The organism is Microbispora rosea, from assembly GCF_044460045.1.
GTDB lineage: Bacteria > Actinomycetota > Actinomycetes > Streptosporangiales > Streptosporangiaceae > Microbispora > Microbispora rosea.
Genome location: NZ_JBITJO010000002.1, coordinates 77,577 through 89,541, shown reverse-complemented (window position 1 = coordinate 89,541; position 11,965 = coordinate 77,577). Strand labels below are relative to the sequence as shown.

Here is an 11,965-nt window from a genome sequence, read left to right as displayed (position 1 = left end):
TTCTTTGTCGCCGGACGACGCGGGAAACCGATGGTTGACAGCGGGGGCGGTGCTCGGGAAAGTAACAGCGGAAGCAGTGCTGACCGTATAGCGGACAAGTGTTCGTCATCGCTGGGCGCGCTCGGCCAGTGGAAGGTGAGGAGTTCGACGATGAACGAGCCGACCGATTTCGGGCCGGACCGGCCCGTGCTGCTGCGCGGCGGCACGGTGCTGCCGATGGACGACGCGCACAGCGTGCTGCCGGGCACCGACGTCCTCGTCGTCGGCGACCGGATCGCCGAGGTGGGTCAGGACCTGCCCGCGCCGGACGGCGCCGTGGTCGTCGACGCCACCGACGGCATCGTCATGCCCGGCATGATCGACACTCACCGGCACATGTGGCAGACGGCGATGCGCGGCTACGGCGCCGACTGGACGCTGACGCAGTATTTCGTCTGGTACTACCTGGAGTACGGCAAGCTGTGGCGGCCCGAGGACGTGCACGCCGGCAACCTGCTGGCCGCGATCGAGGCGATCGACGCCGGCGTCACCACGGTGGTGGACTGGTCGCACGGGCTGCGGACCGTGGACCACGCCGACGCGGCCGTGGACGCGCTGCAGGCGGTGCCTGGCCGGTTCGTGCTGGCCTACGGGAACATCCAGGCGCCGCCGGCCGAGTGGACCGGCGCACCGGAGTTCCGCGACTTCGTCCGGCGCCGCATCACGGGCGACGACATGCTGGGCTTCCAGATCGCCTTCGACGTCACCGGCGACCCCGCCTTCCCCGAGAAGCCGGCCTTCGAAGTGGCCCGCGACCTCGGCGTCCCGGTCACGACCCACGCGGGCGTGTGGGGCGCGACCAGCGACGACGGCATCCGCCTCATGCACGAGCACGGCTTCATGACGCCCGAGACGGTCTACGTCCACGCCGCCTCGCTGTCGGCGGACTCCTACCACCGCATCGCCGCCACCGGCGGCTCGATCTCGGTCTCCACCGAGAGCGAGCAGAGCGCGGGCCAGGGCTACCCGCCCACCTGGGCCATCCGCGCCCACGACATCCCGGTCTCGCTCTCGATGGACACCAGCGTCTGGTGGAGCGGCGACCTGTTCTCGGCGATGCGCACCACGCTCGGCGCCGACCGCTCCCGCGAGCACATGGAGGCGCACGTCAAGGGTGAGACGGTCACCCACTGCAGCCTGCGGGCCGACCAGGTGGTGGACTGGGCGACACGCGGCGGCGCCCGCGCCATCGGCCGCGGCGACGACCTCGGCAGCATCGAAGCGGGCAGGAAGGCCGACATCGTGCTCATCAAGAACGACGCGTCGCCCGTGTCGTTCCCGCTGCTGAACCCGTACGGGCACGTCGCGTTCCAGGCGCAGCGCGGCGACGTGCACACGGTCCTCGTGAACGGCCGCGTGGTGAAGCACGAGCACCGCCTGGTGGGCGTGGACCTCGCCGCGGCGCGCCGCGAGGTGGAACGGACCGTCGAGTACCTGCGCTCGACGCTGGGCGAGGAGGCATGGCAGAAGGGGATGAACCCCGACATCCCCGAGACGAAGATCCTCGACAACCCCTACACGTACACCGACTACCACAGCGCCTCGACGCACAGCCGCTGATTCTTCGTCGCTACTGAGCGGGGATCGCCGAGCACTGCCCGCACGTCCTGGCGTCGGGTGAGCAGCCACGTCCATGGGCGTGCTCGGCCGGCTCGTCGCGGCACCGCAGGTCCGGCGGCCGGGGACATTCATGATTGTTTAGTCGTCTATGTGAAATTCGGTCATTAGTGGCGTTAGGGTGGGCAGCCACCCGCGGAAGCCGTGGAGGTTTCCCCCGAAACGACCGCTGGGAGTTGTCTCGCATGCAAGGGCGCGTCCCGTCACAGACGAGCCAGGATGACCGGTTCCGGCAGGAGATCCTCTCCAGCCAGGAGGAGCCGCCCCGCACGACCAAGAACAGGAAGCCCGTCGTCATCGCCGCCGCGGCGCTGGTGGCCGTGCTGGCCGCCGGGGGAGCGGGCTTCGCGCTGCGCGGCGGCTCCGGTCCCGCGGACCCGCCCGCCGGGGCAGGCGCGGGGCAGTCGGCCCCCGCCCAGGACGCCGGTTCCGCCGCAGACAGCGGACAGGACGCGGAAGGCCCGGCGGATCAGGATTCGGCCGATCAGGGCGCGAAGGACCAGGGCCCGGGGAACCAGGGTTCGGGGGACCAGGGCGCCATCGGGTCCGGCGGGGACGGCTCCGGCGGAGCGCAGGCGCCCGGCGGAGGCGGCGCGGACACCGCCTCCGGCTCCTCGGGCGGCGGCTCCGCCTCCGGTGGGAAGAGCACGGGCCGGACCGGGACCGGCTCGTCGGGCAAGACGGGCGGCGCCTCGAAGGGCGGCGGCAGCCAGGACCAGGGTGAGGTGCCGTCGGGCGCCGACGGAGCCCCCGGGCTCATCCCCGGTGCCTGCGCCGCCTCCGGCTGCTGAGTCCCCGGCGGCTTTCGCCGCCTCCGGCCGCCGGGTCCACGCTGCGGAAGCCGCCTCCGGCCGCTGAACGCGGCGTACGGAAGCCGGATACAGCGTACGGAAGCCCGATGCAGCGTGCGGAAGCTGGAGACAGGGCGCGGCAGCCGCCTCGGGCGGTGGTCAGGCGGAGGGGCCGGGCCAGCCGAGCGGAAAGGCGATGCGGGCGGGCGGCTCGCCCGCCGCGTCGTTGAACTCCCGCATGGCGGTGATGAGGGCCTGCCGCTGGGACGCCGGCATCCGCGTGAGGATCGCGGCGATCTCCTCCTTGCGCCGGGCGGTGACCTCCTCCACGATCCGCCGCCCGTTGTCGGTCAGCCGCAGCAGCGTCTCCCGCCGGTTCTGCGGATTCACCTCACGCTTCAGCAGACCGGCGACGGCGAGGCGGCCCGCCATGCGCATGGCGGTCGACGGATTGACGCCGAGCCTGTCCGCCAGCGTCACCAGCTTGGTCTCGCCCTGTCCGACCACCAGCAGCATGCGGAACTGCGGCAGGGTGACCCTGTCCTCCGCGGCGGCCAGAGACCGCGCGGATATCGCGACGAGCACACGCGAGGCGGTGAGCACGGCGGCGGTGACGGCCTCCAGGTCGTCACCGGTCGGCTCCTCGTCCGCTTCCTTTGCCATAGGAACCGTTTTTACACGGTCCACGCCGCGGCCACGCCATCGCATGGGCGAACGCACGGCGGGCGAGGCCGCGCCGCAGGAGTCGCCGCGGGAGTCGCCGTGGGAGAAGCCGCGGGGCGGGTGTGCTCAGCCGAGCGCGGCCAGCAGCTCGTTGCAGGACTGGGCGCAGCGACGGCACGCCTCGGCGCAGACCCGGCAGTGCTCGTGCATGTGGGCGTGCATGCCGCACTCGTCGCCGCAGCTGCGGCACGCCTGCGCACACGCCTCAAGCTGGGCGCGCGTCAGGTTCGCGTCGTAGCCCGTGTGCCGCGACAGCACCCGGCCCGTCGTCGCGCAGATGTCCGCGCAGTCGAGGTTGGTGCGGATGCAGCGCACGAGTTCCGCCACCGCGTGCTCGGACAGGCAGGCGTCGGCGCAGGCCGTACAGGTCTGCGCGCAGTCGAAGCAGGCCTCGATGCAGTTGGCGAGCACCTGCCTGTCCACGCCGCCGAGGTCGGCGGGATAGGTGTTCAACATCACTCCGGCGTGTCCCATTGCCGGCTCCTTCCGCTCTCGGGTGGGCGTCCCCCGCGAGGAGGTGGAGACCCGCCGATGAGGTCGGGTCCGTGAGCCCCGGCGCCCGGCCGGCGATCCGATCGCGTTCCTGACGGCCGAGAAGCTGTCGGTGGCCATACCCGGCAGCACGGTCGTAAACGGACGGCTGGTGTGCTGATCGTCTTCCGGGGTAGTCGCGGGGGCACGGAAAAGTAAGGAGGAACCCATGGGCTGGAGCTACCGAAAATCGATCAAGATGGGACCGTTCAGGCTCAACCTCTCGCGCGGCGGCGTCGGGCACAGCTACGGCGGACGCGCCTTCCGCGTCACGAAGACGGCGGACGGGCGCCGCACCCTCACCGTGAACCTTCCCGGCGGCTTCCACTGGAAGAAGACGCTCAGCTGACGGTGGGAGACGGTGACACGGCGGGCGCGACCCCCCGGCGCGCGCCCGCGGACCCGTCCCTTCGAGCGCCCTACTTCAGCGGGTCATGGCCCCAGTTCATCAGCGAGTACCGCCAGCGGGTGTCCCGTACGTCCCCGGAGGGACGCTGGGCCAGGTGCCGGTGGACATACCCGACGACCTTGCGCATGTGGGCGTAGTCCTCGTCGTCCAGTTCGCTCTGGTGCTTGCGGAGAATGGCCACGATGTGCCGGCCGGACTCGTGACCCGTCGACTCGCCGCCGTCCGGCTTGTCGCCGACCTCCTTCGACCGCTCCTCGCGCAGCCATCGCTCCAGTTCGGCCGCGGACATGTTGACCGCCTGGCCGAACTCGGCGGCGGTCTGCCTTCTGCCGGCGGTCACGTCACTCCTTCGGATGCAGCGCCGATGGCTTGTGCACCGCCGTCCCGCCGCTCTTCTCACTGCGCACGAGGAACTGCGGGTCCTCGGGTGAGGCGGCCACCGTGCGGCCCGCCTCCTCCGTACGCTCGGTGATCTTCTTCTCGACCTTGCCGGCCGCCTCGCCGCCGTGGCTCTTCCAGGTGACCTCGTCGCCCACCGACGGCTCTTGCTTCTTGTCCTTGTCTCTCTTGCCCATGCGCGCGGCCCTACCCGAGGAAACCCGCCGTCCTCGCGGCGGGACCTCGAAATGCCTCCCTATCAGGCAAAATCCGGTGCGAAGCGGATGCGGCCCGGAGCCGGTGGACCGCGAATCTCCCAACTGTTGCCCGGACACCGGGATTACCCCGGTCCGCTGCCGCGCACGGTGGGAGCATGGGACGGACCGTACGGCTGACCGCGACCGTCACCGCCGATGACGGTGGCATGTACTGCGCGCGGTGCGTCCAGGTCGAGGTGGCCTGCGAAGGGCACACGGTCGACGAGGCGCTCGACCGGCTGCGGCAGGCACTGGAGCACTACTTCAAGCGCCGGGCGATGCCGCATCCGCACCTGCATCCGCCGATCGTGGTGCCGATCGAGGTCCGGCTGCCGGACTGAGCCCGGCGCGCCCTCCCGCCCTCGGGCTCGCCGTCCGTCCCGCTCCGTCCCGCTCCGTCCCGCTCCGTTCCGCTCCGGCCCTCTCCGCGGGCGTGCCGAGGCCGCTTGCGGGCGCGATGGGATCTTTGCGGGTGAAGTGCCCGATCGCCATGCTTGACCGGACATTGGTCGTCGGATGCGTGATCACTCCCCGGTGCGGCGCTTACCGTCGTGCTCGTACCATCCATGACCTCGGGGGAGTCTCATGCCTCTCTGCACAGCCGTGCTGGCCGCCGCCCTGTTCACCGGGCCGGCCGCCGTGCCGCCGGACCCGGCCCCGCCCGGGACGAGGGCAACCACGGACAACAACAACGCCGCGCCGCCGTCCACGGGCCGGTCGCAACTCCCGTCGCCGCCCGGCATGGCGCCGCAGGCCGGGGGATATCCGTTCACCCTCCCCCAGGCGCCGCCATGGATGGCTCCCAGCGGGATGGACGGCGGGCGCGACGACAGCGCCGCCGCTCCGCGGTCGCCGGCCGGCGCGAGCGGGCCCGAAGCCTCCGGCACGTCCACCAGGCCGGGCGCGGACGGCACACGGCCCGCCGCGACGGCGGGAGGCAGCGCGGACGACCGGGCGGTGGGGGGGAACACCGCGCCCAAGTACGTCCCGGTGATCGATCCCAAGACACGCGACGTCTTCATCCAGCCCGTCTACTCTTCCGGCTCGTCCGGACAGGCGCCGCAGCCGTTCACCTTCCGTCCGGTGCAGGGGATCCAGTCGACCAGGACCTATCCGCTGCCGCGGGGGGAGCAGAAGGCGGCGCAGCCGAAGACGGCGCGCCAGAAGACGATCACACGGCCCCACAAGCATCTGCGGTCGCACGACCAGTGAGCCCGCTCCTGACGGCCTGAAGGAAGAGGCCCGTGTGACCGGCCCGTCAGAACGGCCCGCCACACCGGCCCTGCGCCGGTGTGGCGGGCTCTTCCGGTGTCGCCGTCCACAGGGGTCGCGAAGCGCGGACGGTCGTGCGGGGTGCCACGCCGGGCACCGCGTCCGGTCCCAGGACCGATCGGTGCGCCCGTTCCGTGTCTCATCACGCACCCGACCCACCACCCGGCAACGACCTTTCCACGACCTTTCCACGACGAAGGAAACACGATCATGAATACCCGTCTGCTCGCCCTCGCCGCCCTGACCGCGGCGCTTTCGATGTCCGCGGCGTGTGGTAGCCAGGGCGGCAGCCCCGCGGCCCCGGTCGCGGCCAACGAGACCGCGACCGACATGGCCAGCGAGACTCCCAGCGAGGCAGCGAGCGAGACCCCCTCCGCGTCCGCGTCGCCGACGGCCACCGGGACGCCCGTCGGGGCGGGCTGCTCTTCGCTGCCCGCCTCGGGCAAGGGCAGCCCCGCCGAGCTGGCCAAGGTGCCGGTCGGCACCGCGCTCTCCGACATCCCGTCGCTGTCCACGCTGGCGCGCGTGGTGAAGAAGGCCGGCCTGGCCGAGACGCTCAACTCCGCCCAGGACATCACGGTGTTCGCGCCGACGAACGAGGCGTTCAACAAGATTCCGAAGAGCCAGCTCGACCAGCTGATGTCGAACCGCAAGTCGCTCAGGGGACTGCTGGCCTACCACGTGGTCAAGGGACGCAAGGCGCCGGCGGACATGCACGGCCAGCTGACCTCCCTTGAGGGGCGCAAGCTCACCGTCTCGGGGTCCGACTCCAGCCTCAAGGTCAACGACGCCACTGTGACCTGCGGGAACATCGCGACGAGCAATGCCACCGTCTACGCGGTCGACAAGGTGCTCATGCCGAGGTAACCAGCCGTCGCCCTGACACAGCCTTCACGGGGGTGAGCCGCTCACGGCTCACCCCCGTGCCGTTTCCGCCTCCTCTCCGCCTCTTCCCCGCCTCGGGCGCGTCCCGGATCGCCCGGCCGCACCGAGGCGGTCATGGCCGCGTGTCCTGGGCCACCGCCTCCCGGAGCGACCTGACGGCGGATCGGAGGCAGGACGCGAAGTCCGTCCGCCCGCTCGCGTCGGCCCACTGGTCGAAGGCGTGGCCCGTGTCGTGTGGCGCGGTCGAGCCCGTGATGGGCGAAGCGGAGGGTGACCTGGGGGTCTATGTCCTGAAGCGGCTGATCCTCTTATTTGACCGGACACTGAGCATCGGGTCCGTGATGGCCCGGCATCGTGCGCTTACCTTCGTTCTTGTACCGTCCGCAAGATTTCGGGGGAAATTCTCATGCCTCTTTGCACTGCCGTACTCGCGGCTGCTCTCCTGTCGGGTCCCGCTCCCGCGGACCCGGCTCCGATGTCCGCCAAGGAGCCGATGTCGCCCGGCAAGCAGATTGCCGCGATGGCGATGAACAACCCGGAGGAGCCCGACTTCGTCGCCTCCAAGGCCCTGGACATCCTGGACAAGGGTACGAAGGTCGGCCCGTACCTCTCGGCGGACGACGAGGCCGAGGACCGGGCGAACGGCCAGAGCCCCAAGGGCCAGATGACCGGCAGGCAGGCGCCCAGCGGTGACACGGCGGGCGGCCGGCAGGCCGGTGCGCAGCCGGCCGGAGGTCCCTCCGGAGGCAACTCGCTGGCCGGCATGCCGATGAACGGGAACCAGGCGAACGGATCGCAGCCGGGCTCCATGTTCACGATGCCCGCCACCGGCAGGAACAACAGCCAGGGCTCGCCGCAGGACGTGTTCCTTCACCCCACGTCCAACCAGCCGACGTACACCAAGATGTCCGGCAACGACTTCGCGGGTAAGCCGTCGAGCGCGAAGACCGACGACGAGGCCGCCGACGCCTGGGTGCGGGAGATCCCGGGCTGGGGGATGCCGAACGCCGGCATGGCGAAGCCCGCCAAGGCCAAGGCCAAGCCCAAGACCCAGGTCAAGGCGCAGCCCAAGGCGGCCGCCGACGACTTGTGGAACATGCCGGGCTGGGAGGACTGAGCGTCCACGCCGCGGTGAGGCGACGCGGCGGCCAGAGGGAGGGGTGAGCCGGTCCGGCTCACCCCTCATCCTTGTCTCCGGGCTCTGGACGCGTGAGGCAGGTCGACGACCTCCACCAGGTCGGCGAGATCGACGTGGGCCGCCACCTCCGCGACGGAGGCGTAGTAGCCGATGTGGTAGCCCAGGTGCCGTACGCGCAGCAGGCCGCGGCCCTCGATGACGACGGGGTCCACCTCGTGCCCCTCAGAGCTCACCCACCTGCGCATGCCGGAAGAGTAGGAAACGCCAGGTCATGGCCCAGTAAAGACCTTGAGATCGCTCATTGTGGACATAAGACTACAAATGAGGCGAAAATTCGCGTGGCCTCCGGGTATGAGGGCAACCGTCGGAACCAGGGACCGGGGCCGGGGTGATCGGCATGACGAGCGGGTGGACGTTCGAGGGACAGCCCACCGCCATCGGCGGGGGCGCCATGACACTCGTGGCCGGGGGATCGTTCTGCGTGTCGGGTCGCAACGGCGACGTCCTGCCCGGGTCGGCGCACGGGATCTACTACGCCGACACCCGGCTGCTGTCCCACTGGGAGCTGCGCATCGACGACAGCCGGATCGAGGAGCTCCAGGTCCTCGCGGGCGAGCCGTTCCACGCGACCTTCGTCGGCCGTACGGCGCCGCGGCCGGGGCAGGCGGAGAGCACGCTGCTGGTCGTGCGCGAACGCTACGTCGGCGGCGGGCTGTCGGAGGAGGTCACCATCCGCAACATGTCCCACGAGCCGGCCGGCTGCATGGTGACCCTGCACATCGGCTCCGACGTGTGCGACCTCTTCGAGGTGAAGACCCACCGGGTGCACTGGGTGGCCGACGTGACCACCGTGGCGGACGAGCGGTCGCTGCGCATGTTCTCGGTCAGCAAGGCCAGGGGGGTGCGGGTGGCCGCCAAGGCCGACGGCACCCCCGTGCTGCCGATGGTCAATCCGCGCCTGCTCGTCTTCCGCGTGGTGGTGCCGCCGCGCGGCGAGTGGAAGGGCTGCGTGCAGGCCAACCCGATCATCGACGGCATCGAGACCGAGCCGTGGTACACCGAGAGGCAGCTGTCGCCCGCGCTGGCCCGGCGGGCCGGCCAGCTGTTCGAGTGGGACAAGCGCCTGCCCAAGGTGACGACGACCAACACCGCTCTGGCGGGGATTCTGCGCCAGTCGCAGAACGATCTCGGCGCGCTGCGGCTGTTCGATCCCGAGCATCCCGAGCTGCCGCCCACCGTCGCGGCCGGGGCGCCCTGGTTCATGACGCTGTTCGGCCGCGACTCGCTGCTCACCTCCTGGATGGCCCTGCCGCTCGACCCCGAGCTGGCACACGGCACGCTGGGCCGGCTGGCCACTCTGCAGGGCGTGAAGGTCGACCCGTTGACCGAGGAGGAGCCCGGCAAGATCATGCACGAGCTGCGCTACGGCGCCCGGCAGGACGACACGTCGGGCGACGGGCACGCCTACTACGGCTCGGTCGACGCCAGCCCGCTGTTCGTCATCCTCCTCGGCGAGCTGCGCCGCTGGGGCCTGCACCGGGCGGCGGTGGAGCGGCTGCTCCCGCACGCGGACGCCGCGCTGGAGTGGATCGAGCGGTACGGCATGCGCGACGGGTTCCTGTGGTACCAGCGGAAGACCGACCAGGGCCTGCTCAACCAGGGCTGGAAGGACTCCTTCGACGGCATCAACTTCGCCGACGGCACCATCGCCCGGCCGCCCATCGCCCTGGCCGAGGTGCAGGGATATGTCTACGCGGCCTACATCGCCCGCCACTACTTCGCCAAGGAGGCGCGCGACACCGAGACCGAGCGGCGCTACCGGGAACGGGCCGCGGAGCTGCGCGCCCGGTTCAACGAACGGTTCTGGCTGCCCGACCGCGGCTACTTCGCCATCGGGCTCGACCACGAGGGCCGCCCGATCGACGCGCTCGCCTCCAACATGGGCCACTGCCTGTGGTCCGGAATCGTCAACCGCGACAAGGCCCCGGCCGTGGCCGAGCACCTGCTGTCGCCCAGGATGTTCTCCGGATTCGGCATCCGCACCCTCGCCTCCGACATGGGCGCGTACAACCCGATGAGCTATCACAACGGGTCCGTCTGGCCGCACGACAGCGCGCTCGTGGCGTCCGGGCTCATGCGGTACGGGTTCGTCGAGGAGGCCCAGCGCATCGCCACCGGCCTGCTCGACGCCGCCCGCACCTTCGGCGACCGGCTGCCCGAGCTCTTCTGCGGGTTCGACAGGGCGGAGTTCCCCGTGCCGGTGCCGTACCCGACCTCGTGCTCGCCGCAGGCCTGGGCCTCGGCCACCCCGATCCAGCTCCTGCGGCTCCTGCTCCGCGTCGACCCGTGGGTGCCGCACGGCAAGGTGTGGATCGCGCCGGTGCTGCCCAAGGGGTTCGGGGAGCTGCGCATCTCCGGCTTCCCGATCGCGGGTGCGCGGGTCGACCTGGAGGCCCGGGAGGACAGCGGCGAGGTGTACGTGAACGGCCTGCCCGATGAGGTGGGTCTCGTCCCGGAGACGCGCCCGTCCGCGGCCTTCGGCAGGCCTTCCGCTGCTGCGCCCGGAGCGACGTGAGCCGCCGATCTCCTCGGGCATAGTGGAGCCATGCCCGAGGACCTGAACTACTACTCGACGCTCATCGCGGTCGCCGACGACTGCCCGGTGACCGCCGCCGAGGTGCCCGGGGGCCGGGGCGGCAGGCCCACCGTCGCCACCCTCCAGTACGAGCTGATCTCCGGCACGCCGTACGGCCTGACGCAGGAGGACGTGCTGTTCGAGACCTGGCTGCGCCGCCAGGACCTGCCGGCGGGCCTGACCGCCGAACGGCGCGCGGAGCTCAGGAAGGAGTTCTTCTCCCGTTCCCAGGCCTGCCTGCGGGCCTCGCCCCTGCCCAAGAAGCACGGCTGGGGGCTGCTGTTCGACCAGGACGGGCGCATCGCGCTGTGCCCGATGGAGTCGGAGGAATACCGGCGCCTGGTGGACGGCGCGCAGGCCGGGCAGGACGGTGGCGTGCGGGTGCTCAAGGCGCTGCGTTCACGCCGCTCCTGACCGTCGCGGTGCCCGCGTCGCTCCCGGCGTCGCTCCCGGCGCCGCCCGGTCCGCACGCGGAGGCCGCGACGTCCCCGGTTTGCCTCGACCGGCCAGGGGTACGGCCCTCGATTGTCCAGCGCTGTCCCGGTTGTGGGGCGTCGTCCTGATCGTCCCTGTGCCGCTGGGCCGGGCGCGGCCGAGGGGGGCGGACGTCATGAGCGAGGTCGAACTCAGCGTGCGGATGCCGGTCGGCGATGTCGTGCTCGACGCCGACGTGGCGGTCCCCAGGGAGGCCCGGGGGGCCGTGCTGTTCGCCCACGGCAGCGGCAGCGGCCGGCACAGCCCGCGCAACCGGTACGTCGCGAGGGAGCTGCAGCGGGCCGGACTGGCCACCGTCCTGGCCGATCTGCTCACCGTGGAGGAGGAGCGCGTCGACGCGCTCACCGGCCACCTGCGCTTCGACATCGGCCTGCTCGCCGACCGGGTGGGGGCGCTGGCCGACCGGCTGCCCGAGGACGAGGTCGTCGGCGGGCTGCCCGTCGGCCTGTTCGGTGCGAGCACGGGCGCCGCCGCCGCGCTCGTCGCCGCGGCGACGCGGCCGGGCGGAGTCAGGGCGGTGGTGTCCAGGGGCGGCAGGCCCGACCTCGCCGCGGGCGCGCTCGGCTCCGTGCGCCAGCCGACACTGCTGGTCGTGGGGGAGCGCGACTCCGTCGTCCTCGACCTGAACAGGGAGGCGATGCGGGCGATGACCGCGCCGGTCCGGCTGGAGATCGTGCCCCGCGCCACGCACCTGTTCGAGGAGCCGGGCGCGCTGGAGACGGTCGCGCGGCTCGCCCGCGACTGGTTCCTGGACCATCTGGCGGGTGGAGCGGCCTCCGCCTGAGCCGCCCCGCT

Annotated in this window: 15 protein-coding genes; 10 read left to right on the top strand and 5 right to left on the bottom strand. The window is 71.5% G+C overall.

Going from position 1 to position 11,965, the window contains the following annotated elements:
- Positions 1-150: 150 nt before the first annotated feature.
- Complete coding sequence (locus tag ACIBK1_RS07900) at positions 151-1,599, top strand: amidohydrolase family protein (RefSeq protein WP_363413343.1); 1,449 nt, start codon at positions 151-153, stop codon at positions 1,597-1,599.
- A gap of 242 nt (positions 1,600-1,841) precedes the next feature.
- The gene (locus tag ACIBK1_RS07895; RefSeq protein WP_396733289.1) at positions 1,842-2,447 is read left to right on the top strand and encodes a hypothetical protein; all 606 of its coding nucleotides are present in this window, start codon (positions 1,842-1,844) and stop codon (positions 2,445-2,447) included.
- 159 nt (positions 2,448-2,606) lie between these two features.
- Here ACIBK1_RS07895 and ACIBK1_RS07890 read toward each other — a convergent pair whose 3' ends face one another.
- Together ACIBK1_RS07890 and ACIBK1_RS07885 are read right to left on the bottom strand one after the other, a co-directional pair.
- Positions 2,607-3,110 carry a MarR family winged helix-turn-helix transcriptional regulator gene (locus ACIBK1_RS07890; RefSeq protein ID WP_363413339.1) on the bottom strand — a complete coding sequence of 168 codons (504 nt, stop codon included), beginning with the start codon at positions 3,108-3,110 and terminating at the stop codon, positions 2,607-2,609.
- A gap of 126 nt (positions 3,111-3,236) precedes the next feature.
- Positions 3,237-3,644 (bottom strand): four-helix bundle copper-binding protein, encoded by a 408-nt coding sequence (locus ACIBK1_RS07885; protein WP_030505006.1) that lies wholly within the window; start codon positions 3,642-3,644, stop codon positions 3,237-3,239.
- A gap of 226 nt (positions 3,645-3,870) precedes the next feature.
- Here ACIBK1_RS07885 and ACIBK1_RS07880 point away from each other — a divergent pair, with 226 nt between their 5' ends.
- The gene (locus ACIBK1_RS07880; RefSeq protein ID WP_030505005.1) at positions 3,871-4,050 is read left to right on the top strand and encodes a DUF4236 domain-containing protein; all 180 of its coding nucleotides are present in this window, start codon (positions 3,871-3,873) and stop codon (positions 4,048-4,050) included.
- Between the two features lie 70 nt (positions 4,051-4,120).
- Here ACIBK1_RS07880 and ACIBK1_RS07875 read toward each other — a convergent pair whose 3' ends face one another.
- Both ACIBK1_RS07875 and ACIBK1_RS07870 read right to left on the bottom strand, forming a co-directional pair.
- The gene (locus ACIBK1_RS07875; RefSeq protein ID WP_030505004.1) at positions 4,121-4,450 is read right to left on the bottom strand and encodes a DUF3140 domain-containing protein; all 330 of its coding nucleotides are present in this window, start codon (positions 4,448-4,450) and stop codon (positions 4,121-4,123) included.
- Position 4,451: 1 nt separating this feature from the next.
- Positions 4,452-4,685 (bottom strand): hypervirulence associated TUDOR domain-containing protein, encoded by a 234-nt coding sequence (locus ACIBK1_RS07870; protein ID WP_030505003.1) that lies wholly within the window; start codon positions 4,683-4,685, stop codon positions 4,452-4,454.
- 176 nt (positions 4,686-4,861) lie between these two features.
- On the opposite strand from ACIBK1_RS07870, the gene ACIBK1_RS07865 reads away from it, so the two are divergent.
- From ACIBK1_RS07865 to ACIBK1_RS07850, 4 genes are all read left to right on the top strand, one after another.
- Positions 4,862-5,086 carry a type II toxin-antitoxin system HicB family antitoxin gene (locus ACIBK1_RS07865; protein WP_030505002.1) on the top strand — a complete coding sequence of 75 codons (225 nt, stop codon included), beginning with the start codon at positions 4,862-4,864 and terminating at the stop codon, positions 5,084-5,086.
- Between the two features lie 244 nt (positions 5,087-5,330).
- A complete protein-coding gene (locus ACIBK1_RS07860; RefSeq protein ID WP_156080673.1) occupies positions 5,331-5,957 on the top strand; it encodes a hypothetical protein in 627 nt (208 codons plus the stop codon).
- 270 nt (positions 5,958-6,227) lie between these two features.
- Positions 6,228-6,884: a fasciclin domain-containing protein gene (locus ACIBK1_RS07855; RefSeq protein WP_030505000.1), complete on the top strand. Its 657-nt coding sequence runs from the start codon at positions 6,228-6,230 to the stop codon at positions 6,882-6,884.
- Positions 6,885-7,308: 424 nt separating this feature from the next.
- Positions 7,309-8,019, top strand: a complete 711-nt coding sequence (locus ACIBK1_RS07850; protein WP_156080672.1) for a hypothetical protein — start codon at positions 7,309-7,311, stop codon at positions 8,017-8,019.
- Between the two features lie 65 nt (positions 8,020-8,084).
- Here the strand turns inward: ACIBK1_RS07850 and ACIBK1_RS07845 are convergent, their stop codons facing one another.
- Entirely contained in the window at positions 8,085-8,285 is a 201-nt protein-coding gene (locus ACIBK1_RS07845; protein ID WP_030504998.1) for a hypothetical protein, read from the bottom strand.
- A 152-nt stretch (positions 8,286-8,437) separates the two neighbouring features.
- Here ACIBK1_RS07845 and ACIBK1_RS07840 point away from each other — a divergent pair, with 152 nt between their 5' ends.
- The 3 genes from ACIBK1_RS07840 to ACIBK1_RS07830 all read left to right on the top strand — a co-directional run bounded on the left by ACIBK1_RS07840 (position 8,438) and on the right by ACIBK1_RS07830 (position 11,954).
- Complete coding sequence (locus tag ACIBK1_RS07840; protein ID WP_396733282.1) at positions 8,438-10,615, top strand: amylo-alpha-1,6-glucosidase; 2,178 nt, start codon at positions 8,438-8,440, stop codon at positions 10,613-10,615.
- 30 nt (positions 10,616-10,645) lie between these two features.
- Positions 10,646-11,089 (top strand): DUF6157 family protein, encoded by a 444-nt coding sequence (locus ACIBK1_RS07835; protein ID WP_030504996.1) that lies wholly within the window; start codon positions 10,646-10,648, stop codon positions 11,087-11,089.
- A gap of 196 nt (positions 11,090-11,285) precedes the next feature.
- Positions 11,286-11,954 carry a dienelactone hydrolase family protein gene (locus ACIBK1_RS07830; RefSeq protein ID WP_030504995.1) on the top strand — a complete coding sequence of 223 codons (669 nt, stop codon included), beginning with the start codon at positions 11,286-11,288 and terminating at the stop codon, positions 11,952-11,954.
- The last annotated feature ends 11 nt before the right edge of the window (positions 11,955-11,965 follow it).